Here is a 25,942-nt window from a genome sequence, read left to right as displayed (position 1 = left end):
AAGAATCATGAAACATCGTCGTGGCTCAGGAAGTGTTCTACCCAGCTTCATCGCGGCGGCAGCCGCCGTCGTGGCGCTGGCAACGCCCGCCGCCTACGCGCAATGCGTGACCAGCCTGCCGGCCGGTTCGATCGGACCGAAGACGATTGTCGGGCAAGGGCCGAACGGCGAAAAAGCAGCCTCAGTGGATGCCGTGAAGCTAAGCGACGCCGACATCGCCAAAATCAAAGCCGGCAAGTTCAAGGTCGGCATTTCGATGCAGACCATGAATCTCGACTGGTCGCAATTGCAGGTGCAAGGCATCACGGATACGCTCAAAAAATACGGCGTGGAAGTGATCGGCACGGCTTCGGCCGAATACCAGGTCGACAAGCAGATCGCGGATATCGAGAACACGATCCAGCGCCATCCGGACGGCATCATCTCCATTCCGGTCGACGGAACGGCAACGGCTGCCACCTACAAGAAAGTGTCCGAGGCCGGGATTAAACTCGTGTTCATGGACAACGTGCCGACGGGCCTCAAGCATCCTGAGCAATACGCGTCGATGATTTCCGCCGACAGCGAAGGCAACGGCCAGATCGCGGCGAAGGTGCTCGCCTCGTGCGTCCCGCACGGCGCCACGATCGGGCTCGTGAATTTCGGCGTGGATTACTTCAGCACGACGGAACGCACCAAGGCCGTCAACGACTGGATCAAGAAAAATCGTCCGGACATCAAGGTCAAACAGGTCGCCTTTACGGATCCGTCGAAAGTGGGGCAAATCGCGGGCGATTTCCTCACCGGGAATCCGGACGTCAAGGGCTTGTTCGCCGTCTGGGATCAACCGGCGCTCGACACGCTGACGTCGATGCGGGCGCAAGGTGTGAATATTCCCGTCACGACGGTCGACCTGGGCCTTCAGTCCGCGATCGAAATTGCCAAGGGCGGACCGCTCAAGGCAACCGGCTCGCAACGACCGTACGATCAAGGCGTGGCCGAGGCCATGGCGATGATGAAGGCGCTGATCGGACAGACACCGCCCGCGTGGATCGGCGTGCAGTCTCTGCCGGTGGTTCAGTCGAACGTGCTCGAGTCTTATAAGACGGTGTTCAAGAAAGACCCGCCGCCCCAACTGGCCGACGCATGCAAGAAAGCCAAACCGGCTTGCGGGTGATGCGCGTGGGTAACATCAGGCACGCCTGATCCGGACGCCATTCCAGCGCCCGGATCATGTGTAACCGCTCGTGACGGGTTGTGCCTGTTCGAGCCCTCAGGCGCGGCACCTTGCCCAGGCGGAGCAAGGTAATATTACGGTTTGGCGTCCGGCGCGCGCGCATTATGGTTCGCGCGTCCTGACACCCGACGCAGCAAGCCATCAGACAGCGGCAGCACGGCAAGTGCATCGACTGTTATGCTCGCTGCCCGCGCAGTCACCCCATCCGCCACCCATGAGTTCTGTCAGCCGCCGCATCGCGCACCTGGACATGGACGCGTTCTACGCGTCCGTTGAACTCCTGCGCTATCCGGAACTGCGTGGCAAGGCGGTGGTAATCGGCGGCGGCCGCAATGGCGTGCCGCAAACGCTTGAAGACGGCAGCCGCCGCTTTGCGAAGCTGCGCGATTACGCGGGCCGCGGCGTGGTGACCACCTCCACCTACGAAGCCCGCGCGCTCGGCGTGTTCTCAGCAATGGGCATGATGAAAGCGGCCGTGCTGGCGCCCGACGCGATTCTGCTGCCCACGGATTTCGAGTCGTATCGCCACTACTCGCGCCTGTTCAAAGCGGCGGTCGCCGCGTTCACGGACCGGATCGAAGACCGCGGTATCGACGAAATCTATATCGACCTTACCGAGCTGCCGGGCGAGCCAGTCGAGATCGCCGCGCGCATCAAGCAGGCCGTCAATCAGGCGACCGGCCTCACCTGCTCCATTTGCGTGGCGCCGAACAAGCTGCTGGCGAAAATCGGCTCCGAACTCGACAAACCCGACGGTCTCACGATCCTGACGCCTGCGGACGTGCCATTACGCGTGTGGCCGTTGCCGGTGCGCAAAGTCAACGGGATCGGCCCGAAGGCCGCGGAAAAACTCACCGCGCTCGGTCTCGGCACCGTGGGCGATCTGGCGGCGGCGGACGCGGGTCTGCTGCAGGACCACTTCGGGCGCAGCTACTCGGCGTGGCTCATGCAAGTCGCGCAAGGCTACGACGAGCGGCCAGTCGTGGTCGAATCGGAACCCAAGTCGATGAGTCGTGAAACGACCTTCGAACGCGATCTGCATCCGCGTCATGATCGCCCGGCCTTGTCGAGTTCGTTTACCGGCTTATGCGTGCGGGTCGCGGAAGATCTGGTGCGCAAAGGATATGTGGGCCGCACCGTGGGCATCAAGCTGCGCTACGACGATTTCCGCACGGTCACGCGCGACCTGACGCTCGACGAACCGACCGCCGACGCTACCGAAATACGGCGCGCCGCAACCGAATGTCTAAGGCGCGTGGAATTGAATCGCAAGCTGCGGCTGCTGGGGGTGCGCGTGAGCGCATTGACGCCGGCCAACGCGCAACCGGCGAAACAGCGTCTGCCGGTTCAGGCCGATTTGCCTTTTGCCGGCGACGATTAACCTGCCGCTTCCACAGGGACACCGGCATTCTTGCGCGCCGCCGGCAAGCTGGTTTCCACACTCGACGCCGCAATCGAAAACGCAAACGTGTTAACTCCGTCCGCACTTTCCACCGACACCGTGCCGCGATGCATTTCCGCAATGGCCTTCACGATCGCGAGACCCAAGCCATGGTTTTCGCGGCTATTGGTGCGAGACACTTCCGCGCGATAGAACCGGTCGAACAGGTGTTCGAGCACGGCAGGCTCGATCGGCTCCCCCGGGTTGGCCACCGCTACGCGCAACTGATCCGCTGCATCCGAGATCGTCACCGTAATCCCCGCGCCCGGCGCGCAGTGCTGGATCGCGTTCATCAACAGATTCGTGCAGGCACGGCCGAACAGCGAGCGGTTCACACGTGCCACAGCATCGCCGCGCAATTGCGCATGCACGCGCGCTTCTTCCAGCGGAATCTCCAGAAATTCCAGCGTATGCGCAACTTCCGCGGCCAGCGACACTTCGACGAGGCCCGTCGCGCGCTCGCCCTGGTCGGCGCGAGCGAGGAACAGCATGTCGTTGATGATCGCGCGCATGCGCTCGAACTCTTCGAGATTCGATTGCAGCGTATGGCGCAAATCGTCGACCGAGCGGTTACGCGTCAGCGCCACTTCGGTCTGGCCGATCAGAATCGTCACTGGCGTACGCAGTTCGTGAGCCACGTCCGCGTTGAACGACTCGAGGCGGCCATATGCGCCGTCCAGACGTTCGAGCGCGCCGTTGAACGAGTTGGCCAGATCGCTCAATTCAAGTGGCAGCGAGGCCGTATTCAGACGTTGCGAGCGGTTATTCGGGCTCACCGCGGACGCATCTCGCGTGAGGCGCGTCAACGGCGCAAGACCGAGCCGCGTGACCGAATAACTCAGCAACAGCACGGCGAGACTACCCAATGCGGACAGCGCGGCGAGCGCCGAACCGAACACGCGCATCGTGCGAAGGTTTGGCGAACAGCTGGCGGCGACCTGCAATTGCACGGGTGGGCGGGCGCCATTAGCCGGTATCGTCACCGTGATCGTCAGCATGTCCGCACCGCCGCCGACCGGTGAAACAGTTGTGTAGCCGCCCGGCCAGCTCGATACCACCGGTCCCTCGACGGGATTGCCATAGTGAAAATACGGATCGGTGCTCAACACCGAATACATCGTGCTGCCGTCGTGCGGTGTCATGTCAGTGAGTTTTTCGCGCGCTATGCGCCACTTTTCCGGTGTCACCGCGTGATAAACGATGATGCGTGCGATTTCCGTGCGATCGTCGAGCGACTCGCGCAAGTGGTGCTGGAGTTGCGTGCGCAACACCACAAAGAGCCCGGTGCCGACCAGCGTGAACACGAACAGCGCCACAAGCGCGAACATCAACGCAAGGCGGCGCGCGATAGAACGGTTCATGATTGTTCTGCCTCCTCACGTACCTCGAGCACGTAGCCCATGCCGCGCACGGTATGCAGCAGTTTCGAGGAAAACGGGCCGTCGAGTTTGGCGCGCAGTCGTTTGATCGCGGTTTCGACTACGTTGGTATGGCTGTCGAAGTTGACGTCCCACACGAGTTCGGTAATGGCGGTCTTCGAGAGGATGTCGCCCTGGCGGCGCGCCAGCACGCTAAGCAACTGGAATTCCTTGGCGGTCAGATCGAGACGTACGCCGTCGCGGGTGGCGCGCCGGCCGATCAGGTCGACGAACAGATCGCCCACGGAAATCAGCGTCGACTCCTGCGAACGCGTGCGGCGCGCCAGCGCATGCAGCCGCTCGACCAGTTCGAGAAAGGAAAAGGGTTTGGTGAGGTAGTCGTCGGCGCCTTCGCGCAGACCGCGCACACGGTCGTTCACGTGATCGCGGGCGGTCAGCATGATCACTGGTGTCGACTTGCGCATGCGCAGCGCTTTCAGCACGCTGAAGCCGTCGCGTTTGGGCAGCATGACGTCGAGGACAATGACGTCGTAATCGAATTCGGTGGCCAGATGCATGCCTTCCTCGCCGTCGAGCGCGACGTCGACAACCCAGCCCTGCTCTGTCAAACCGGAGCGCAGGTAGTCCACTACCTTATGCTCGTCTTCAACGATCAGCAATTTCATGCGCGTCCCCTTGTATCTGCATTATACGAAACGCTTCGCTTTCCTCGTTTCTGTCTGGCCGTGTCATTGTCGGGCGGCTCACTTCACTTCGCGGGAGCCATTGCCTCCTTCGTGTCCGCGGTGCTGCTGGGCGCCTGCACGCCCGAAATCTTCGTGTCGGCGTCCCAACCGCCGCCCAGCGCCTTCACCAGCGAAACCGACAGCGTCATCTGCTGGCCATGAATCTGCACGTCCTGACGCTCACTGGTCAGTAGCGACTGCTGCGCGGTGATGACGTCGAGGTAGGCGACCAGGCCGCCCGAATAACGGTCGTTGGCAAGCGAGAGCAGATGCTGCGCATCGGTCACCGCCTCGTGCGACTGCTTCGCCGCACCGTCCAGCACCGACAGGCCGGTGATGCCGTCCTGCACCTGCTGGAACGCGGTTAGCACAGTTTGCCGATAATTCGCCTCGCTCGCCTGGTAGCCTTCGCTCGCGAATTTCACGTTCGCCGCCCGGCGGCCACCGTCGAACAGTACCTGGCCAACCGTCGCGCCAAGCGTCCACATCAGCGTAGGCGCGCTCAGCAGGCTTGCGAACTGCGTGCTTTCCCAGCCGATGCCCGGCGTCAGCGTCAGGCTCGGAAAGAACGCTGCTTTGGCGACGCCGATCTGCGCGTTCGCCGCGGCCATCGCGCGCTCCGCGGATGCGATATCCGGACGGCGTTGCAATACGTCGCTCGGCAAGCCAAGCGGAATCGGCGGCACACCCACGTCGATTACCTTGGGTTCGATGGCGAACTGCGGCGCGGGCACGCCGGCCAGTGCGGCAATCGCATGTTCGAACTGTGCGCGCTGATTCAACAGGAGTTGCGCCTGCACACGGGTCGAATCGAGTAGCGACTTCTGTTGCAACACGTCGAGTCCGGACACCGAGCCGAGGTCGTGCTCGCTCGTGACGTAATCGAGCGCCTTTTGTTGCAATTTCACCGATTGATTCAGCACGTCGATCTCGGCGTCGAGTTCACGCAGCGAGAAATAGTCGGTGGCGAGATCGGTGGTAAGGACGAGCCGTGCGTTGGCGAGATCGTCGGCCGATTGTTGCGCGGAGGCAGCGGCACCTTCCACTTCGCGACGTATCCGTCCGAATAAATCGGTGTCGTAGTTGATCGTCGGACCGAGTTGCAGATTGTTCTGCACGGTCGAGGTAGTCGGTGTGGCGTAATTCGTGAGCGGACGGTCCTTTGAGACTCTGAAGCGCGATCCCGCCGCCGTCGCATCGACCTCGGGAATCTGCTGGGCGCGCGTATTCGCAAGCGTGGCTTTGGCCTGCTCATAGTGCGCGCTCGCCGCGGCAAGCGTCTGATTCTGCGCGAGCGCCTGCGTTTCCAGTGTGATGAGCGTCGGATCGCCGAATGCGCTCCACCAGTCCGGCGAGATCGGCGCATGCGAAGGCGCCGCGACGCGCCAGTACGAATCGGTTTGCCAGGTCGGCGGTACCTCGGCTTGCGGACGCTGATAATCCGGGCCGACTGTGCACGCGGCCAGCAAGGCCGCGCTCGCGGCGGCCGCAAGTGCCCTCAGTGTCGTCTGCGTCGTTACCGCTGCCCGATAAGCGCCCGCCTGCTTCGAGATCACGACGCCCCCTTGCCGTTTTTCTGCGGCTGCGTGATCTGCACGTGATCGCCGTCCGCGATCGAATCGCTCGGGTTGATGATGATCTTGTCGTTCGCCTCGATCCCGCTTTCGATTTCGAGCGACTGCCCCAGGTCCTGCGCGATCACGATCTTGCGCAATTCCACGTTGCCATTCGCATCGACCACCGCGACGCGTGGTCCTTCGGCGCGAAACAGCAAGGCATTGCCCGGCACCATCAATTGCGCATGGGCGACCGCCGGCACGGCCACCTGCACATACGCGCCGGGCCGCAGCTTGTCGTCGGGATTCGGCAAGGTCACTTCGATTTGCAGTGAGCGGGTCGGCACGTCGATCGCACCGGAGATGTGCGTGATCGTTCCGTGGAACTGCTGACCCGGCAATTCAGCCTGCGTGACCACGACCTTCTGTCCGACCGACACGTTTTGCGCGTACGCCTGCGGCAATTGCACATAGACCCGCAACGGGTCCGACTGCGCCAGTGCGAACAGCGCACGGCTCGTGCCGCTGCCCGCGTCGATCAGGTCGCCGACATCGACATTACGCTGCGTGATCACACCCGAAAACGGCGCGACGATGCGCTTGAACGATTCGAGTTGCTGCAGGCGTTTCACGTTGGCATCGGCAGCGGCGAGGTTGGCGATGTCCTGCGTGTAGGTGCTCTGCCGTTCGTCGAGTTCCTGCTGCGAGACCGCATCGCGTTGACGCAGTTGCTGCCAGCGATCCAGCGAGCTTTTGGCGAGGCCGAGACTCGAACTGGTTTGCTGACGCTGTGCCAACGCCTGCGCAAGTTCCTGATCGATTTCCGGCGTATCCAGATCGGCGAGCAGTTGCCCCTGCTTCACGCGCGCGCCGATATCGGCGTACCAGTGCAGCAGATACCCAGTCGAGCGTGCGTAGATCGGCGATTCGACATTGCCGCGCAACGTGCCCGGCAGCAAAGTGTTGCCGCCACCTTCCGTTTGCGTCGGACTCACCACGTTCACATACTGCGCGGCGTTCTGTTGAGTCGTTTCAGCGACCGAGCGGTTTTGCAGAACATCTGCGATCACTGTACGCAACGCGCCCACTGCGAGCAGCACCAGCACGATCCAGACAGCGATTTTGGCGCGCTTCCATTCTCGATTGCGCGGCGGCAAGGCGTGGCCGCCGTCGGTTTCTCGCGAGGGAATCGCCAGCGATGCATGAGTTTTTTCGGTCATCTCAGTCAGCCATCTCAGTCAGCCGTCAATTAACGTTACGCGGGTTTGCCTTCGCCGCCGTGGTTTGGCGCTGGGCCGTCGTTGCCGTGGCCACCCGTGGTATCTGTGTCGTCATCGTCGCGGTGGCGCCGCGCGAGGCGCGTATGAATGCCCGCGAACACCAGCGGCACGAAAAACAGCGTGGACACGGTAGCGAACAGCAATCCACCGATCACCGCGCGGCCAAGCGGCGCGTTCTGCTCGGCGCCCTCGCCGAGACCCAGCGCCATCGGAATCATGCCGATGATCATCGCGAACGCGGTCATCAGCACCGGCCTGATCCGGCTTGCACCGGCTTCGAGCGCAGCGGTGAGCGGCGGTGCACCAGCGGTGAGCCGCTGGCGCGCGAACGACACCATCAAAATACTGTTGGCAGTCGCGACGCCCATTGTCATGATCGCGCCGGTCAATGCGGGCACACTCAAATGCGTGCCGGTCAAAAACAGCATCCATACGATGCCCGCCAGTGCCGCGGGCAAGGCGCTGATGATGATCAGCGGATCGACCCACGACTGGAAATTCACCACGATCAGCAGATACACCAGCACGATCGCCATCGCCACGCCAAGACCCAGACCGAAGAATGAACTGCGCATGGTCTGCACCTGGCCGCGCAGGGTGATCTGACTGCCGCGCGGCAGCGATGCACGCACGTTATTCACCAGCTTGTCGACCTGATTCGCGACGCTCCCCAGGTCACGCTTCTCGACGCTCACGTAAAGGTCGATCACCGGCCTGATGTTGTAGTGTGTAACTTCCGCGAACTGATTCTGCGGCGAGACCCGCACCAGGTTGCCGAGCAGTTGCGTCGGTCCGTTGGCCGCGCCCGATACAGGCGTACGCAGCAACTCATCGATCGACGAAATCTGATACTGCGGCGTTTGCACCGCGACGTTGTATTCGACACCGTTCTTGTTGTTGAACCAGAAACCCGGCGACGTCTGCGAACTGCCCGACAAGGAAATGAGCACGTTTTGCGCCACATTGCTCGCGCTCAGGTTGAGTTGCTGCAGGCGCGTGCGGTCCATCTGAAGATTGATGGCCGGTTCGTCCAGTTTCTGCTGGATGTGAGTGTCGACGGTGCCGGGGATCATCCGCACCTGTTTTAGCAGCTTGCGTGCAACATCGAAGTTACCTTCCTGATCCGCACCGGAAATCTGCACGTCCACGGCGGCGGGCAGGCCGAAGTTGAGAATCTGCGTGACGATGTCGGCCGGTTGAAAAAAGAACTCGACGCCCGGAAAGCGCTTCGGCAAGACCGCGCGCAATTTGTCCATGTAGGTTTGCGTCGGCTTGTGGTCTTCGTTCAGGGCCACCTGAATTTCGCCGTCGAGCGTGCCAATCGTGCCCGAGTTACTATACGAGAGATTAATACCGCTATACGGCAAGCCGAGATTGTCGAGGATCGTGCCGAGATCTTTAGGCGGCACGACCTCGCGGATCACTTTCTCGACTTCATCCGCGAGACGCGCGGTTTCCTCGATGCGGGTGCCGGTTGGCGCACGCATATGCAGGCGAATGTCGCCCGCGTCCACATTCGGGAAAAAGTCTTCGCCGAGCACGAAGACCAGTCCCATCGACACGATGCAGAAACCAAGGAACAGACCGCCGAAGCGGCCCCGGCGCACCAGCACGCTACTGAGAATTACGATGTAGGCGCCGCGCATGCGCTCGAAACCGGCGTCGAAGCGGTGATAGAGCCGCATGAACAGATTCGGCCTGGCACCGGCCTTGGGTTTGTGCGCGTGGCCCATCAACAGCATCGCCAACGTCGGCACCAGCGTGCGCGACAGGACGTACGAAGCGAGCATCGCGAACACCACCGCTTCGGCGAGCGGCACGAACAGGTAACGCGCGACGCCGGTCAGGAAGAACATCGGCACGAACACGATACAGATACACAGCGTCGACACGAGGGCCGGAATCGCGATTTCGCCGGCGCCGTCGAGAATCGCATCGTGCAGATTCGTGCCCATATGCAGGTGCCGCTCGATGTTCTCGATCGTCACCGTCGCGTCATCGACCAGAATCCCGACCGCCAGCGCGAGGCCGCCCAGCGTCATGATGTTGATGGTTTGCCCCAGCGCGTGCAGTGCGATCAGCGAGGACAGGATCGACAGCGGAATCGAAATCGCGATGATGCAGGTGCTGCGCCAATTGCCGAGAAACAGCAGAATCATCGCAGCAGTCAACGCGGCGGCAACCAGGGCCTCACGCACCACACCCTGCACCGCCGCTTTCACGAACACCGACTGGTCGAACAGCGCCGTGATGTGCAGGTCCGGCGGCAACGCGGCGCGCGCCGCCGGCAGCAGGCCTTGCAGCGTATTGACGATCGAGAGTGTCGACGCACTGCCGTTCTTCAGTACCGACATCAGTACGCCGCGATGTCCATCCTGCCGCACGATATTGGTTTGCGGCGAGAAGCCGTCGCGCACATGAGCGACTTCACGCAGATACGTCGTCGCGCCATTGAGCGTGCGCACCGGAATGTCGTTGAGCCCTTCCACCGTGGCGGGCGAGCCGTTCATATTGATCGTGTATTCCTTCGGTCCGATCTTGGCCGTGCCGGTGGGCAGAATCAGGTTTTGCGCATTGAACGCGCTGACCACATCGGATGGCGTCAGGCCCTTTGCGAGCAGTGCGCGTGTGTTGAGGTCGACTGAGATCAGACGCGATTTGCCGCCGTACGGATACGGCACGGCCGCGCCCGGAATCGTCACCAGTTGCGGGCGCAGGAAGTTCAGCGCAGTGTCGTTGAGCGCCTGCTCGGAGAGCTTCGGACTCGACAAGCCGAGCTGGATCACCGGAATACTGGAAGCCGAGTAGCTGATCACCAGGGGCGGGGTGGCGCCTGGTGGCATCTGTTTGAGCTGCGCCTGTTCGACGGCCACCGTCTGGGCGATCGCTGTCTGGATATTCGCGTTCGGCTGCAGGAACACCTTGAGAATCGTGATGCCCGCAAGCGACTGCGATTCGATGTGCTCGATGTCGTTGACCGTGGTGGTCAGACTGCGCTCGTTGACCGACGTGATGCGGTTGGCCATGTCTTCGGCCGACAAGCCCGTGTAACTCCAGATGATGCTGACCACCGGAATATTGATTTCCGGCAACACGTCGACCGGCGTGGTCAACAGCACATAGGGCGTTGCCAGCAAGATCAGGATGGCCATCACGATGAACGTGTATGGCCGCTTAAGCGCAACGTTGACGATCCACATGAAACGCGCCCGAGAGAATGCCGATAAGGAATTGAATCGCCGTGACTGGACGGTCGCGCTGTTTCAGCATTCGACATGCTGAAGCCGGCAAACATGAGACCACGTTGCCGGGGCCAATGCCCGCGCCTCTCCCGGTGAATCAGGCCTTATGCTAGATCGGTAGCACCAACGCCTGCATGGCGCCAAAATGGCGAATTTGTCAGGAAGGCTAATGCAAGGATAGGCGATGCTTCAAACGCATGCGGGTTGATGATGCGCAAACGTTTGATAAGAGGGAGATAAGCGCTTTTAATGGAATTGCTAAAGGCATGTCTCGCTGTAATACCGCGAAACATGCCTTTAGATTAAATTGCGCAATGCAAATACCTTACGCTCAGATTGGCGTCATGCAAAGAGCCTGTGTCGAGCCTGGCCAATCACCGTCCACGTGCCGTACTTCGCGACCTCACGCTCGTCGAAATCGAAACCGAGGCCGGGTGTCTGATGCAATACGATGCGTCCGTTCCTGTGACCAAGCTGACGATCGATCAGGCGACGGAAATTGAGCACCTGGTCGTCCCAGAAGTACTCGACGTAGCGCGCATTCGGTGTGGCCGCCACCAGTGGCGCGTGCACGTCATGGAACCAGTGCGGACACATCACCACGCCATAGCTTGCGGCAGTCGCCGCAATCCGCCGCCATTCGCTGATGCCCCCGCACACCACCGCGTCGGTTTGCAGGATCGCCGCGCCGCCCTTGTCGAGCAACTCCTTGTGATACCAGCGGCCGTAACCGATTTCGCCGCTCGCCACCGGCACGCGCGTCAGCCTGGCGAGGCGCGCGTGGTTGTCGATATCGTCAGGAGAGAAAGGCTCTTCAACGAAGTACGGATCGTATTGCTCGATTCGTCGCAGATGCTGCAAAGCCTGGGTTGTGTCGGTCCAGCCGTTGTTGATGTCGATCATCAATTCGATGTCCGGGCCGATCGCTTCGCGTGCGGCGCGCACGCGCGCCTCTTCTTCGCGCGGTGAGAGGCGGCCGCCCTTCATCTTCACTGCCTTGAAACCCATCTCGACGTAACTCGCCATTTCTTCGCCGAGCATGCCTGCGGACTTGCCGTCGAGATAATAGCCACCGCTCGCATACGCGGGCACGGTATCGAGTTCGACCGCACCGAGGTACTTGTGCAGCGGCACGTTGTGGCTACGCGCGTTCAGGTCCCACAACGCCGTATCGAGAATGCTGATTGCGCGCATTACTGTTCCAGCCCGGCCGTGCAGCAACGCCTCCTGATACATCGCCTGCCAGAGCCCTTCGACCGCATACGAGTCCTTGCCGACCAGGACAGGCGCCAGCAATTGCTCGACCGCCACGCGCAGCAGTTCGCCACCCGCACTGCCGACATAACAGAAGCCGATCCCTTCCACGCCATCGGTCGAGCGCACTTTCACCAACCCATAGTGACGCGTCGAGACCGTGCGCGTTGCAAACGAGGTTACGCGATCGAGCGGTACACCCGCCGCGCAAACCGACACCGATTCAATTCTTGGCATTTCCACACTCCTCCATTTTTTGCAGGCCGTCCGCGTCTGATGCGCGTTCGGTGAGATCGAAGTGTGATAGCCGCGAGGCCTCAAAAACAGTATCCTTTGGCTTCTTCAAAAGATAAAAATTCTATTCGATGGACTCGCGCTATCTGCAGAGCTTTGTCTATGTGGTCGAACTCGGATCGATCGCCGAAGCTGCGCGCAGGCTCGATCTGACGCCCGCTGCGGTCGCGCAGCGCGTGAAGATGCTCGAACAGGAGCTCGGTGCGAAGCTGGTGCGCCGTTCGGGCCGCACGGTCGGCACAACCGAGGCGGGCGAACGCATTCTGGAACGCGCGCGCACGGTGCTGCACGATATCCGCGACCTGAAGTCCGATCTCAACGACGAATCGGTGCTCGCGGGTCAATTGCGGCTGGGCGGCACGCCCACCATGATGACAAGCCTGATTCCCGACGCGCTGGCCGGGTTGCTCGCGCAGCATCCGCAGATCGATATCTATCTGGAGCCGGGCAATTCGGTCGACCTCTACCGCAAGGTAGTGAGCGGCGATCTCGATGCGGCGATGCTGGTTCAGCCGCTCTTCGATCTGCCGAAAAGCTGCGACTGGCACACGTTTCGTGAGGAGCCGCTGGTGCTGCTGACACCCGTGTCGATGCAGGTCGACGATCCGCATGCGGTACTGCGACGCGAGCCGTTCGTGCGCTACGACCGCAACGTGGTCGGCGGGCAACTGGCCGATGGATATTTGCGTCAGCACGGTATCCAGCCGCATCAGCGCTGCGAGCTCGATGGGCTCGATGCCATCGCGGTCATGGTGGACCGTGGGCTTGGCATGTCTCTGGTGCCGGACTGGCTGATGACGCGCTTCTCCGGGCTGTCGCTGGCGAAATGGCCGTTGCCGCATGCGTTTCCGAAGCGTGTGGTCGGCTTGTTGTGGGGGCGCTCGTCGGCGCGCATGCGGCTCGTCCACGCGTTCCTGAAGGCGGCACAGGCATTGAACGCCTCGCCCGGCGAGACACAAAAATAATTAACGTTTGAAGCAAGCGGCTCGCGCTTCTTCGCTGTTCACGGTCACGCAATACTGCCTCGGCGCCTGAATGCTGCGCACCGGCATGCCGGGCATTGCCAGGTATTCAAGGACGCGACCCGCATGGACATCGAAGGAGACATTCCCATGAGCACGCCCACGCCTGGCTTACACGGCGTCCTGTCGCCCGTACTCACGCCATTCAACGCCGACGGCTCGCCCTCGCCCGCCCGTTTCGTCAAACATTGCCGCTGGCTGTTGCGCCAGGGCGTGGGACTGGCCGTATTCGGCACAAACTCGGAAGCGAACTCGCTCACAGTGAGCGAAAAGCGCGCGCTACTCGACGCTTTGCTCGACGCCGGCTTGCCGTCCGCGCGCATGATGCCGGGCACGGGCGCATGCGCGCTGCCCGATGCGATCGAACTCACCCGCCATGCAGTGAAAAGCGGTTGCCCTGGCGTGCTGATGCTGCCACCCTTTTTCTATAAAGGTGTAAGCGACGAAGGTCTGTTTCGTGGCTTTGCCGAAGTCATCGAAGCGGTGGCCGACACGCGCCTGCGCGTCTATCTGTATCACATTCCTCCGGTTGCCCAGGTGGGTATCAGTTTCGAGTTGATCGAGCGTCTGCTCAAGCGTTATCCGGGCGTAATTGCCGGCATCAAAGACAGTTCCGGCGACTGGAATCACACCGCTGCATTGCTGAAGGAATTCCAGAACGCCGGCTTTGATGTATTCGCCGGCACTGAAACACTGCTGCTACCGACCCTGCAGAACGGCGGCGCCGGTTGCATCACGGCGACCGGCAACGTCAACGCGGCCGCAATTGTGCGTCTTGCGCAGACATGGCGCGCAACGGATGCCGCCGACCAGCAGCAACGGCTCAACGACACGCGCGCGATATTCCAGCGCTACCCGATCATCGCCGCGATGAAGGCCGCTATCGCGTGGCAATCGGGCGATCCGCAATGGGCCACGATGCGCCCACCACTGATCGAACTCGACGACGCACAACAACGCGAACTCCAGCAGGCACTCGCGCGGACCGGATTCGAAATCGAAAACGCTTCGACGCTCGCAGCCAACCTTCAGGAGGCCAGCCCCGCCTAGCCATGGAAACGCGGCCCACCTGCCCGTACACTCTCACACCGTTCGCCCGCCCCAGCATTCAAAACAACCAGCACGGCGGGCCAGGAGACAACCCTTGCTGACCCAAACGTCCTACTCTGCCACTGCCGATGCGAACCCGGCCGATCAACTGTTCCGGCGCGTCGCGTGGCGCTTCATGCCGCTGCTGTTCGTCGGCTACGTGGTCGCTTATCTGGATCGTGTCAACGTCGGCTTCGCGAAACTGCAAATGCTCAGCAGCCTGCATTTCAGCGAAGCGGCCTATGGCTTCGGCGCCGGCCTTTTCTTCATCGGCTACTTTCTGTTCGAAGTGCCGAGCAACCTGCTGCTGCATCGCTTCGGCGCGCGGCGCTGGATCGCCCGCATCATGATTACGTGGGCGCTGCTGTCGATGCTCACCGCCTGGGTCCACACGCCATTGATGTTCTATGGGCTGCGCTTTCTGCTCGGCGTTGCCGAAGCGGGCTTCTTTCCCGGCATGATCCTGTACCTCACCTACTGGTTTCCCTCGCACCGGCGCGGCAAGATGACCGCGCTGCTGATGGCGGGCATCCCGGTCTCCGGTTTGCTCGGCGGCCCGCTATCCGGCTATCTGATGCACGCCTTCAACGGTACATGGGGTCTCGAAGGATGGCAGTGGCTGTTCATTGTCGAAGCGTTGCCCTCGATCGTGCTCGGCTTTGTCATCTATCGCTGCCTCGACGATCGTGTGGCCGATGCGGCATGGCTCAGCAGCGAAGAAAAGCGCCTGATTCAGGACGAAATCGACGCCGACGCCGTCGTGCGCACGCACGGTTCGGTGCGCGCGGTGTTCGGCTCGGCGCGCGTCTGGCTGCTGTGCCTTGTCCTGTTCGGTGTAGTCATGGGGTCGTATGCGATCGGCTTCTGGCAGCCCACCATCATTCGCGGCACGGGTATCGACGATCCGTTGATGATCGGTTTGCTGACGATGATTCCCTACTCGGTGGCGCTGATCTCGATGATCACGGTAGGCCGTCACGCAGACCGCACGCGCGAGCGGCGCTGGCATATCGTCGTGCCCGCGCTGGTGGCGGCGAGCGGCTTCAGCCTGTGCGCGATCAACGGCGACAGTTCGCTGCTGTCGATGATCGGCCTCACCCTGGCCGTCTCCGGCGTCGTCACCGCGCTGCCGATGTTCTGGGCGCTGCCCACCGCCTTTCTCGGCGGCAGCGGCGCAGCGGCGGGGATCGCGCTGATCAACTGCACGGGTAACCTGGCAGGCTTCATCAGTCCAACCGTGATTGGCTGGCTCAAGGGGTACACGCATACGCTGGCGTCCGGGCTCGTGCTGACGGCCTGCACGCTGACGTTATCCGCCGTGCTGATTCTGGTGTTCATCCCGGCGCAGTTGGTGAATCGCTAAGCCGTTTCGGATTCGAACAGCAGGAAGGCCGGTCAGCCATGGGGGCATTACCCCGGTTCGCCGGGTTATCCGGCAAACGCACGATTGTGCTGTTGCACAGGCCATCAACTGTATCTGTGAGATTGGCACGCGGGCGAGCAGAATTGTTGTTCGCGCATCGATCCATGTGATTCGCCTGTGCCGCGACGAGCGGCACGGCTTTCCTGCCGCCGAGGTTTATCAGCCCATGACCGCCAGCCCATTCCTCACCGCCGATGTCCTGATCGCCTATAGCGCCTACTTCGTCGGCACGGCGAGCCCGGGGCCGAGCAATCTCGCGATCATGTCGCTCGCCATGAGCGCCGGCAGGAAATCCGCGCTGACCTTCGCGCTCGGCGTGGTGTCCGGTTCGTTCTTCTGGGCGTTGCTGGCGTCGCTGGGTTTGTCGGCGGTACTCGCCACTTATTCGGAATGCCTCGTGGCGGTCAAGATTGCCGGCGGGCTTTATCTGCTGTGGCTAGGCTTCAAATCCGCGCGTTCCGCATTCAGCGCGGAAAAACTGCCTACGAATACCGCACGCGAAGGCGAACCACTCAAACGGCTCTATTTGCGCGGCCTGCTGCTGCACCTCACCAATCCGAAAGCGATTCTGGTGTGGCTCTCGATCGTTTCGCTGGCTATGTCGCCGGCAGGCGGCACCTCGTACACCGCGCCGGTGGTGCTCGGCTGCATGTGCATCGGCGTATCCGTGTTCAGCAGCTACGCGGTGCTGTTTTCAACCGCGTCCGCACGGCGCATCTATACCGCGATCCGTCGCTGGCTGGATGGGTCGCTGGCGATCATGTTCGGCATTGCCGGGATCAAGCTGCTGACGTCGAAAAGCTAGCAGCGCCTTCGGTGCGCGCCCCCTCTGCGATACTGTCGCTCTTATGACTCGAGCGGACAAGCGAACACGATGAGCGGTGGCAACGACCTGAATCCGGCAGCGAATCACTCGCCATTTCAAAAACGGCTTTATCTGGCGGGCACGGTGGTGGCGCTCGTCGCGCTGATCGCCGCGGCGATCATCTATGCAACGGCTCCGGCGCCAGACAGCGCCGTCTCCATGTACGGGATCGCGGACCCGCGCTATCAGATCGAATTGCAGCGCATCGGCGGTAACGCGGCCGTTTTGATGGCGCAGCTCCATCAGTGGTTCGACGGTCTTTGGCACGGTACCGCGCTCGCTTATACGGTGGCCGTGCTTGGCGTACTGCTCGCCGGCGCATGCTTTTTTATCGGCTACTTCTTTGCTGATGACGAGCCGCAGGGCTAACGCGTTCCGGCGCGCCCCGGCAAACAGGCACCTATGTCGCCTCTTTCACATGCTGACCAGGCTGCTCCACGTTCGCCGCGCGCAGCGCCTCGTGCAAGGTGCTGAAAATGCAGCGTGTCTCGACGATCGGCGTAATCCCATGCCGGTCCATATCCGAGCGCAAATAACGGTTCACCCGCGCGAAAATCACCTCGATGCCGCTGCGCTTGAGCGTCTCGCACAACTCACCGACTGAACGTGCCGCAGAATAGTCGAGGTCGGTGATCGCGCTCGCGTCGATCACAAACCAGCGCACCGCGCTCGGCGCATGATCGATCAGGCTGCGGGTGTCGTCGACGAAAAAATGGTCGTTCGCGTAGAACAGGTCGGCGCCGAAGCGATAGACGATCAGCCCCGGCGCGGTCTGGAGTCCGGGTGCGGCCGGCACCGGCACCCAGATGCCGTCTTCGCCGGGCGCGAGAATCATGGTGTGCGGCCGGTAGCTGTGCCGCACATGCCGCAGCAGCGATAAGGCCACCGCCACCAGAATGCCGTGCTCGACACCGATCAACACCACGGCCGCGGCGGTGAACACGGCCAGCGTAAATTCGCCGGGGCTTTCGCGGCGGATCGAAAAGAGCGTCTTCAGATTGACCAGGCCGATGGCGATCGTAAACACGATACTGGCCAGAATGCAGTGCGGCAGGTACTGCAAAAACCGGCTGAAAAACAGCAGCACCACGACCACCACCAGCGCGAAGACGATCTGCGCGAACTGGCTGCGCGTTCCGGCGCGATCGGCCATGGCGGTTTGCGTCGGACTGCCGTTCACCACGAAGGCGCCTGACAACGCTGCCACCGCGTTGGCAGCGGCGATACCCAGCAGATCGGCATTGGTATCGACGGATTCGTGATAACGCTCGGCGAATACGCGGCTCGCAGCAGCGCTTTGCGCGACGATCATCACGAAGCACGAGGCGGCGACGGGCAACAGATCGAGTAACTGCGGCCACGTGACGGACGGCATCCGCAGCGGGGGCAGTCCGCCTGCCACCGGCCCCAGCACGGAAATACCGTGCGCCGCGAACCCGTAAATATCGCTTGCGGCAATGCCTGCCACTACCGCGATCAACGGTACCGGTAGACGTGGCAAAAAGCGCTTGAAAACCAGAATGGCGACCACCACCAGCGCAGAGATGGCGAGCGTTGGCAGATTGATCTGCGCCGACTCGCGCACCACGAGCGCGAGTTGACCGATGCTGCTCGCGGCATGTCCGGGTACGCCGAACATATCGCCCAGCATGGCGATGCCGACCTGCACGCCAACGCCGGCGAGGAAGCCGACCAGTACCGTGCGCGAGAGGAAGTCAGCGAGAAAACCGAGCTTGAAGATGCGCGCGATAAACAGAAGCGCGGCCGTGAGCAAGGCGACTATCCCCGCGAGCGCCGCATATTCGGCGCTCGAAGCCGGCGCCATGGTTGAGAGCCGGCTGGCGAAAATAGTGGCGGTGGCGGAGTCTGCAGCGACCACGAGGTGTCGCGACGCGCCGAAAAACGCAAACGCAATAAGCGGCAGAAAGACGGTGTAAAGGCCCGTGACGGCAGGCATGCCGGCAATGCGTGCGTAGCCGAGCACCTGGGGAATATCCATCGACGCCAGTTGCACGCCGGCCAGCGCATCGCGCGCCGCCGCGGCACGGCTCAAAGGAAGTACGCCCTTCAGTACGCCAAGGCGGGTAGTGATGTTTGCCAGAAAATCCCGCATACGCGATGGTGCCCCGAACTTAGGTTATCGCGCATCGTGCCGTGACTCCGCACTCAAAGGCAAGGTTTGAGGCTTTGATCGGCAAAAGAAAATGGCTACAGGCGGCAATGGCTCCGAACCCCCCCGCTGTTACCGCCCCACTTTGTCTTAACGCTTGAACTGCCCTGTGAGCGGATCCACGTGCCGCGCGAAACCAAACAACGCGGCGATACAGATCGGACAGGCGATGATGAACACGGCCAACATCTTGCACCCCGTAACAAATTGTTACCGCAAGTTTAAGCGATTGTCGTGCGAAATGAATGAGGGAAAACGCAAAACACTGTTGCCACGCATTACAACGTCGTTACTGCCCGACGGAGCGCGACGCATGAAAATGCACCTGAAATACGGCAAATCGCACCAAAGAAGCGCGTACAACACGAAGCGCTATAACGCGCAAACCTTTGCTCGCCTACAAACCGGTTACGTCATGCATGCGTCGACTTTCATCTTCGCGGCAAAACGATTAAATGAGTGTTTCTACCGGCTCGACAATATCATCTGTTTTCCCGCAGGCAGGCCGTTTCTCCGCCACCCCTTATAATCCGGCATGACCCGAATCCTGCACCATCTCCCCTCGCAATCGGCCGCGCACGGCCAATCAACCGCCCCACGCTCTCCGGCGGCCGCATGAAAACACCCAAACGTCTGCTCCCGCTGATCGAAGAAGGCCTGATCGACGAAGTCATCTCGCAGTTGATGAGCGGCAAGGAAGCCACCGTCTACGTGGTCCGCAGCGGCGAGTCCACGCGCTGCGCGAAGGTCTATAAAGACGCCAAACAGCGTAGTTTCCGCCAGGCCGCGTCCTATCAGCAGGGTCGCAAGGTCAAGAACAGCCGCCAGCAGCGCGCAATGGAAAAAGGCAGCCGCTATGGCCGCGAGGTGCAGGAACAGGCGTGGCAGAACGCGGAAGTCGACGCTCTGTTCCAGCTCGCCAATGCAGGCGTGCGCGTGCCGCAGCCCTTTATCTGCACCGACGGCGTGTTGCTGATGGAATTGGTGACCGATGGAGACGGCAACGTCGCGCCGCGTCTGAACGATGTCGAGATGACCGAGACGCGCGCGCTCGAATTGCACGCGCTGCTGCTCAACCAGGTGGTGCGCATGCTGTGCGCCGGCATGATTCACGGCGATCTGTCCGAATACAACATCCTGCTCGCAGCAGACGGCCCGGTGATCATCGACCTGCCGCAAGCCGTGGATGCCGCCGGCAATCTGGAAGCACCGGCCATGCTGGAGCGCGACGTCAACAACCTCGCCACGTATTTCGGCCGCTTTGCGCCGGCATTGCTCGACACGCGCTACGGCAAGGAAATCTGGTCGCTGTACGAAGCGGGCGCTTTGAACGTGGATGCCAAGCTCACCGGCCACGTGGAACTCGACACCACGCCGATCGATCTCGAAGCCGTGCTACAGGAACTCGAAGATACGCGGCTCGACGAAGAAGCGCGTCTGCGCTATGAAGAATCGCTGCGCAGCGGCACCTGAGCCACCGCTACGCTGCTACGCGTAAGCGGCCAATCCAATGAGCCGGGTCTGGTGCCCCTATGCGTTGCTCGCTGTGCAACGAAGCTACGACGCGCTACTGAAACTGCCCGCCGTGACCTTGACCGATGAAGCCGCCACACCCGGTGCCGGCCCCACCGACTCCCGCATCGTCACGCTTACCGGAAACTCGCGGAAGATTTCCCACGAGGTCCGGTAGCACTGATTCACCAGCCAGCGCACCGCGTTCTGCGTCAACTCCGCCGTCGGGATATGCACCGAGGTGAGTCCAGGCGCGGCGTAAGCGGCTGAATAATCATCGTCGTAGCCAATTACGGAGACTTCGTCCGGGACGGCAATGCGGGCCTGGTGAAAGCGCGCCAGTACGCTCACCGCCATCGTGTCGTTCGCGCAAAAGAGCCCGGTGAAGCGCCGCTGCGAATCGAGCAGTTTCTGCGCGGCAGCGTAGCCGCCTTCCGGCGAGAAGTCCGATTCGATCAGCGTAACGTTCTCGCGTGCGATGCCCTCGCGCGACAATTCGGCGAAGAAGCCTTCGAGCCGGGTCTGATTGTCCGACGCGCTGAACGGCCCGGAAATCACCGCGATGTCCCGATGCCCATAATCGAGCAGCGTGCGTGCCGCCAGTTGACCGCCGCGCCGATGATCCGCGCAGAACGACGCCTCCGGCAACTGATCGAACGCGCGATTCAAAAACACCATCTTCGGATGCATGCGATGCAGCATGTCCAGATCGTCGTCGTGCAGATCGTGGCTGATCACCACCACGCCGTCGCAATCGCGGCCGATCAGAAAACGCACCGCCTCGATGGCCTGCTCGCGCGGCGACACTTCGCCGCAACCCGTTGCCACCACCACGTGGCGGCGCACCGCGCGCAGTTCAGTATCGGTCTGCTTGAGAATCGTGCCGTAGTAGGAGCCAAAGAAGGTCGGCACGAAAATGCCGATCATGCCCAGCGATTGCGTCGCCATTGCGCGGCCAATGGACGACGGCCGGAAATTCAGCGCTTCGATAGCGGCCTTCACACGTGCGGCAGCATCGGCGGAAATGGGGCCTTTGCCGGATATGGCACGCGAGGCAGTCGACATGCCAACGCCGGCCAGTGCCGCGACATCTTTGAGTGTTGCCACGCGGTTCTCCGTCAAGCCCTGTTGTATTCAACGACGCTGCATGCAGCCACTACAAACGCGCGCCGCCTTCTTCGTCGAACAGCGAAATATGCGCACTATCGAACCAGAACACCGCGGCATCCCCTACCGCCGCCGGCGTCTTCGTCTGGTCGATCGACGCGATTTGCACTCCATGATAGTCGAGCCAGACGACCCGGTGGTTGCCCATCGGCTCGATCAGTGAAATGTTCGCGCGTTCGTTCAATTGTGTGCTCGAACTCTCGCCTGCGCGCACGTCTTCTGCCCGTACGCCGAGCACACAAGGCAGACGATCCGCAGGCAGGTTTTTGAAAGGGTAAGCCGACACATCGAGCTGCAAATGCGCTGTGCAAAAGCAGAGCGAGCCGTCACGCGTCTCAAGCGTGCCCTTGAGCAGATTCATCGCGGGCGTGCCCAGAAACGTCGCAACGAACAGATTATTCGGCCGCGCATAGACTTCGGCGGGCGTGCCGAACTGCTGGATCACGCCGCCGCGCATCACGGCCATGCGCGTCGCGAGCGTCATCGCTTCGACCTGATCGTGGGTCACGTAGATCATCGTCGCGCCCAGACGCTGGTGCAGTTGCTTGAGTTCGCGGCGCAATTCGGTGCGCAATTTGGCGTCGAGATTCGACAGCGGCTCATCGAACAGGAACACGTCGGCCTCACGCACGATCGCACGGCCGATCGCCACACGCTGCCGTTGGCCGCCCGAGAGTTGGGCCGGCTTGCGCTTAAGCAGCGGGCCAAGTTGCAGCATCTCGGACGCCCGCGTCACGCGCCGCTCGATTTCCGCCTTCGGCGTGCCGTTGATGCGCAACGCGAACGACAGATTGCGCTCGACACTCATGGTCGGATACAACGCATACGACTGAAACACCAGCGCGATACGGCGATCTTTCGGGTCAGCCCAGGTCATGTCTTCGCCGGCGATTTCAATGCTGCCGTCGCTCACGTCGATCAGGCCCGCAATACTGTGCAGCAAGGTGGATTTGCCGCAACCCGATGGGCCGAGCAACACCACGAACTCGCCCGCTCGCACGTCGAGATCGAGATTCTCGATCACCGTATTCGCGCCGAGCTGGATCTTCAGATTGCGCACCGACACGTTGGCTGGATGCGATAAACCCGCCGCATCCGCCACATTGCCGAGGTTCGTCACGTCTGCCGCATGGGCTCCCGTGTTTGCCATTGCATTTGCCACCGCATTTGCCCCATTCACCAGGTTAGTCATGCTTGATCGCCCTATCCCTTGACGGCGCCAGACGCAATGCCGCGCACAAACCAGCGGCCCGAAATGAAATAGACAGCAAGCGGCACCATGGAGGTCAGAATAGTCGCCGCCATATTGACGTTATAGAGCCTCTCGCCGGTCGTCGTGTTGATGATGTTGTTCAATTGCACGGTCATCGGCAGGTTTTTTGTGCCCGCGAACACCAGCCCAAGTATGAAGTCGTTCCAGATGCCCGTCACCTGCATGATGACCGCGACGACGATGATCGGCGTGGACATCGGCAACATCAGTTGCAGGAAAATGCGCCAGAAACCGCCACCGTCGATGCGCGCCGCCTTGAACAGCTCCTGCGGAATCGACGCGTAGTAGTTGCGAAACAGCAGCGTCATCACCGGCATGCCGAAGATGGTGTGAATCACCACGATGCCTGGCAGCGAGCTAAACAGGTGCACGCTCGCCAGCACGCGCACGAGCGGATAGACCATCACCTGCACGGGAATGAAGGCGCCCATCAGCAGTACGCCGAACAGCAGCCCTGCCCCGCGCGGCCGCCAGAACGATAGTGCGTAGCCGTTCACCGCGCCGATCATGATCGAGAGGATCGTGCTCGGCACGACGATACGCACCGAATTCCAGAAGCCGACCTGGATGCCGTTGCAATCGAGCCCGGTGCAGGCGGATTGCCATGCGGCGCTCCATGCGTCGAGGGTGAAATGCGTGGGGAAAGCGAGCAGATTGCCGAGGCGAATCTCGCTCATCGGTTTTACCGATGTGACGAGCATCACGTACAGCGGCAACAGGAAGAACAACGCGGCGGTCAGGAGAAATGCGTAGACGCCCAAGCGTGCGGGTGTAAACGCCCGGCGGCGCCTGCGGCCATGGCTCGGTGCGCCGCCCTTCATGGGAGGACTGAGCATGTTCATCACACCTCCTTGCGCAACGCGGCGCGGCTGCGGGCATAGAAGAACGGCGTGAGAATCGCGAGCACCGTGGCCAGCAGCACAATCGACGCGGCCGACGCGAGGCCGATATTCGCGCGGCCAAACAGGTAGTCCATGATGAACTTCGCCGGCACTTCGCTCGCCGTGCCGGGTCCGCCTTGCGTCATCGCGACCACGGCGTCGTAGAGCTTCACGACCATCACGAAGAGCAGCACGAAGGCGGTGGACATGGAAGGCCCGAGCATTGGCACAACGATGCTCGCGTACACACGCCAGCGCGGAATGCCATCGATACGCGCGGCCTTCCACAGTTCGTCGTCGATACCGCGCAGGCCGGCCAGCAGCAGCGCCATCACGAGACCGGAGGCCTGCCACACCGTCGCGATGACGATGGTGTAGATCACCCAGTCCTGATCGACAATCCAGTCAAAGCGCGCGTGCACGAAACCGAGTTTGTGCAACACGGCCTGCGCGCCCAGTTCCGGATTGAGAATCCACTGCCAGACCAAACCCGTTGCGACAAACGACATCGCATACGGATAGAGAAACACCGTGCGCAATGCGCCTTCCGCCACCACGCGCTGATCGATAAAAATCGCCAGCAACAAACCGATCACCATGCACGCAACAATGAAGCATGCACCGTAGATCACGATGTTTTGCAGCGACAGCAGCCAGCGATCGTTATTGAAGAGCCGCGTGTATTGCGTGAGGCCCGCGAAGTCCCCCGAAGGAAACGTGCGTGAGTTGCTCAGCGACACGCGCGCGGTCCAGACCATCGTGCCGAGATACGCGAACACGACGGTCAGGACCATCGGCAGGAGCGCCACCCACGCGGCTATCGGCAAGCGCTTCCTGAGCGTTTTTTTCAGCGGCCCTTTGCGAGGCCCGGAGCCGGCGGTTTGCAGCTTGAGCGCCTGCATGGTGAGCGCCTAGCTCTTCAACGCACTGGCAAACGCCTTCTGTGCATCGTCGACCGACTGGTTCTTGTTCCAGAAGTTCGTGATGACGTCGATCAACGCGCCCTGCGTGTCAGGCGAGAGCAGCATTTCCGGATTCGGCAACTGGCGCGACTTGTCCTTCATGATCGCCATGCCCTCCTTTGCGCAGATGTCGAGACTGCTGGCGTCCACATCGGGACGAATCGGAATCGAGCCTTTCTTCGCGCTGAATGCGACTTGCGCGGCAGGCGAGGTCATCACCGTGGCAAGCAGATTCTGCGCCTTGATCGCGTTGGCATTGTCGGTTTTCGGGAACACGAATACATCGCCCGCGACCAGATACGGCGAGTGCGGACCAAAACCCGGGAAGCAGCCGAAGTCTTTACCGGCAGTCTGGTTGGCCGCCGAGAATTCGCCCTTGGCCCAATCGCCCATGATCTGCACCCCCGCCTTGCCGGAAATCACCAGCGCGGTGGCATCGTTCCAGTTGCGGCCAGGCGAGCCCGGGTCGACGAAATCATGCAAGCGCTTGAACGATGCGAGCACCTTCCTGAACGCATCCGACTTGACCGCGTTCATGTCGCGATCGCGGTACACCTTCAGATAAAGGTCGGGGCCGCCGACGTCGGCAAATACCGCGTCGAACGTGATCTTTTCCTGCCACGGCTGACCGCCGAGCGCGAGCGGGATCACCCCCGCGGCTTTCAGTTTGGTGAGATCGGCGATGAATTCGTCGTAGCTCTTCGGCTCGGCGGCAATGCCGGCCTTCTGGAACACCGGCTTCGAGTAGAAGAACCAGGCCGGCATGTGAATGTCGACCGGCGCGGCGTAGTAATGCCCATTCACCTTGATGCTGTCGATGATCGACTGCGGGAACACGCCGTTCCAGTTTTCTTTCGCGGCAACGGTGTCGACGTTGTTCAGCAGGCCCTGGTCGATCAGATCGTGAAACTGCTTGGACGTATTGAACTGCGCGGCGGTGGGTGGATCGCCGCCGATGATCCGGTTGATCGCGGTGGAGCGCGCCTGATCGGCGCCGGCCACCGCATTGTCGACCCACTGGCCACCGGCCTTGTTATACGCATCGGCGAACTGGCGAATCGCGGCCGACTCGCCGCCTGAAGTCCACCAGTGAATCACGTTAGCCTTCAAGGGTTCAGCCGCATGCGCGACGACGCCCACCAACGCCAGTGCCGCAACCACGCCTCGTAAGAGCATTTTTCTGCTGTTCAT

21 protein-coding genes are annotated in these 25,942 nt (G+C 61.6%); 9 read left to right on the top strand and 12 right to left on the bottom strand.

Going from position 1 to position 25,942, the window contains the following annotated elements:
- Positions 1–7: 7 nt before the first annotated feature.
- Both ACUN0E_RS10910 and dinB read left to right on the top strand, forming a co-directional pair.
- Positions 8–1,156 carry a substrate-binding domain-containing protein gene (locus ACUN0E_RS10910; RefSeq protein WP_408237088.1) on the top strand — a complete coding sequence of 383 codons (1,149 nt, stop codon included), beginning with the start codon at positions 8–10 and terminating at the stop codon, positions 1,154–1,156.
- A gap of 274 nt (positions 1,157–1,430) precedes the next feature.
- Entirely contained in the window at positions 1,431–2,597 is a 1,167-nt protein-coding gene (gene dinB / locus ACUN0E_RS10905) for a DNA polymerase IV (protein ID WP_408237091.1), read from the top strand.
- Here the strand turns inward: dinB and ACUN0E_RS10900 are convergent.
- The 6 genes from ACUN0E_RS10900 to ACUN0E_RS10875 form a co-directional block, all read right to left on the bottom strand.
- Entirely contained in the window at positions 2,594–4,018 is a 1,425-nt protein-coding gene (locus ACUN0E_RS10900) for a heavy metal sensor histidine kinase (RefSeq protein ID WP_408237094.1), read from the bottom strand. The two genes, dinB and ACUN0E_RS10900, sit on opposite strands and share 4 nt — an antisense overlap.
- Complete coding sequence (locus ACUN0E_RS10895) at positions 4,015–4,701, bottom strand: heavy metal response regulator transcription factor (protein ID WP_091802526.1); 687 nt, start codon at positions 4,699–4,701, stop codon at positions 4,015–4,017. The genes ACUN0E_RS10900 and ACUN0E_RS10895 overlap by 4 nt, the downstream gene beginning before the upstream one ends.
- Before the next feature lie 83 nt (positions 4,702–4,784).
- Positions 4,785–6,263 carry an efflux transporter outer membrane subunit gene (locus ACUN0E_RS10890; RefSeq protein ID WP_445570419.1) on the bottom strand — a complete coding sequence of 493 codons (1,479 nt, stop codon included), beginning with the start codon at positions 6,261–6,263 and terminating at the stop codon, positions 4,785–4,787.
- Between the two features lie 50 nt (positions 6,264–6,313).
- Entirely contained in the window at positions 6,314–7,537 is a 1,224-nt protein-coding gene (locus ACUN0E_RS10885) for an efflux RND transporter periplasmic adaptor subunit (protein ID WP_445566567.1), read from the bottom strand.
- Between the two features lie 35 nt (positions 7,538–7,572).
- On the bottom strand, positions 7,573–10,797 hold the full coding sequence (locus ACUN0E_RS10880; RefSeq protein WP_408237102.1) for an efflux RND transporter permease subunit: 3,225 nt from the start codon (positions 10,795–10,797) through the stop codon (positions 7,573–7,575).
- A 384-nt stretch (positions 10,798–11,181) separates the two neighbouring features.
- The gene (locus ACUN0E_RS10875) at positions 11,182–12,330 is read right to left on the bottom strand and encodes a mandelate racemase/muconate lactonizing enzyme family protein (protein ID WP_445566566.1); all 1,149 of its coding nucleotides are present in this window, start codon (positions 12,328–12,330) and stop codon (positions 11,182–11,184) included.
- A 128-nt stretch (positions 12,331–12,458) separates the two neighbouring features.
- Between ACUN0E_RS10875 and ACUN0E_RS10870 the strand changes: the two genes are divergently transcribed.
- The 5 genes from ACUN0E_RS10870 to ACUN0E_RS10850 all read left to right on the top strand — a co-directional run bounded on the left by ACUN0E_RS10870 (position 12,459) and on the right by ACUN0E_RS10850 (position 17,155).
- The gene (locus ACUN0E_RS10870; protein WP_445566565.1) at positions 12,459–13,352 is read left to right on the top strand and encodes a LysR family transcriptional regulator; all 894 of its coding nucleotides are present in this window, start codon (positions 12,459–12,461) and stop codon (positions 13,350–13,352) included.
- 147 nt (positions 13,353–13,499) lie between these two features.
- Positions 13,500–14,459: a dihydrodipicolinate synthase family protein gene (locus ACUN0E_RS10865; RefSeq protein ID WP_445566564.1), complete on the top strand. Its 960-nt coding sequence runs from the start codon at positions 13,500–13,502 to the stop codon at positions 14,457–14,459.
- Positions 14,460–14,556: 97 nt separating this feature from the next.
- Entirely contained in the window at positions 14,557–15,861 is a 1,305-nt protein-coding gene (locus tag ACUN0E_RS10860) for an MFS transporter (RefSeq protein ID WP_445570418.1), read from the top strand.
- A gap of 226 nt (positions 15,862–16,087) precedes the next feature.
- Positions 16,088–16,726, top strand: coding sequence for a LysE family translocator (locus ACUN0E_RS10855; RefSeq protein ID WP_445566563.1), 639 nt, complete (start codon positions 16,088–16,090; stop codon positions 16,724–16,726).
- Positions 16,727–16,795: 69 nt separating this feature from the next.
- The gene (locus tag ACUN0E_RS10850) at positions 16,796–17,155 is read left to right on the top strand and encodes a hypothetical protein (RefSeq protein WP_408237117.1); all 360 of its coding nucleotides are present in this window, start codon (positions 16,796–16,798) and stop codon (positions 17,153–17,155) included.
- Positions 17,156–17,186: 31 nt separating this feature from the next.
- Here ACUN0E_RS10850 and ACUN0E_RS10845 read toward each other — a convergent pair whose 3' ends face one another.
- Positions 17,187–18,899, bottom strand: a complete 1,713-nt coding sequence (locus ACUN0E_RS10845) for a SulP family inorganic anion transporter (protein ID WP_445566562.1) — start codon at positions 18,897–18,899, stop codon at positions 17,187–17,189.
- Positions 18,900–19,269: 370 nt separating this feature from the next.
- Between ACUN0E_RS10845 and ACUN0E_RS10840 the strand changes: the two genes are divergently transcribed.
- A complete protein-coding gene (locus tag ACUN0E_RS10840; RefSeq protein WP_445566561.1) occupies positions 19,270–19,485 on the top strand; it encodes a hypothetical protein in 216 nt (71 codons plus the stop codon).
- Between the two features lie 86 nt (positions 19,486–19,571).
- Positions 19,572–20,429, top strand: coding sequence for a PA4780 family RIO1-like protein kinase (locus ACUN0E_RS10835; protein ID WP_408237126.1), 858 nt, complete (start codon positions 19,572–19,574; stop codon positions 20,427–20,429).
- Between the two features lie 84 nt (positions 20,430–20,513).
- Here ACUN0E_RS10835 and ACUN0E_RS10830 read toward each other — a convergent pair whose 3' ends face one another.
- Genes ACUN0E_RS10830 through ACUN0E_RS10810 form a run of 5 tightly spaced genes read right to left on the bottom strand, consistent with a single transcriptional unit; the run spans position 20,514 to position 25,942 of the window.
- The gene (locus ACUN0E_RS10830; protein WP_445566560.1) at positions 20,514–21,575 is read right to left on the bottom strand and encodes a substrate-binding domain-containing protein; all 1,062 of its coding nucleotides are present in this window, start codon (positions 21,573–21,575) and stop codon (positions 20,514–20,516) included.
- Between the two features lie 49 nt (positions 21,576–21,624).
- Positions 21,625–22,785 carry an ABC transporter ATP-binding protein gene (locus tag ACUN0E_RS10825; RefSeq protein ID WP_445566559.1) on the bottom strand — a complete coding sequence of 387 codons (1,161 nt, stop codon included), beginning with the start codon at positions 22,783–22,785 and terminating at the stop codon, positions 21,625–21,627.
- A gap of 53 nt (positions 22,786–22,838) precedes the next feature.
- Positions 22,839–23,744, bottom strand: coding sequence for a carbohydrate ABC transporter permease (locus ACUN0E_RS10820; protein ID WP_445566558.1), 906 nt, complete (start codon positions 23,742–23,744; stop codon positions 22,839–22,841).
- A gap of 5 nt (positions 23,745–23,749) precedes the next feature.
- Positions 23,750–24,691, bottom strand: coding sequence for a carbohydrate ABC transporter permease (locus tag ACUN0E_RS10815; RefSeq protein ID WP_408339899.1), 942 nt, complete (start codon positions 24,689–24,691; stop codon positions 23,750–23,752).
- A 9-nt stretch (positions 24,692–24,700) separates the two neighbouring features.
- A complete protein-coding gene (locus ACUN0E_RS10810; protein ID WP_445566557.1) occupies positions 24,701–25,942 on the bottom strand; it encodes an ABC transporter substrate-binding protein in 1,242 nt (413 codons plus the stop codon).

This window comes from Paraburkholderia sp. D1E, from assembly GCF_052682275.1.
The sequence above is the reverse complement of the archived record's forward strand: the minus strand, read 5'-3'. Positions and strand labels throughout refer to the sequence as shown.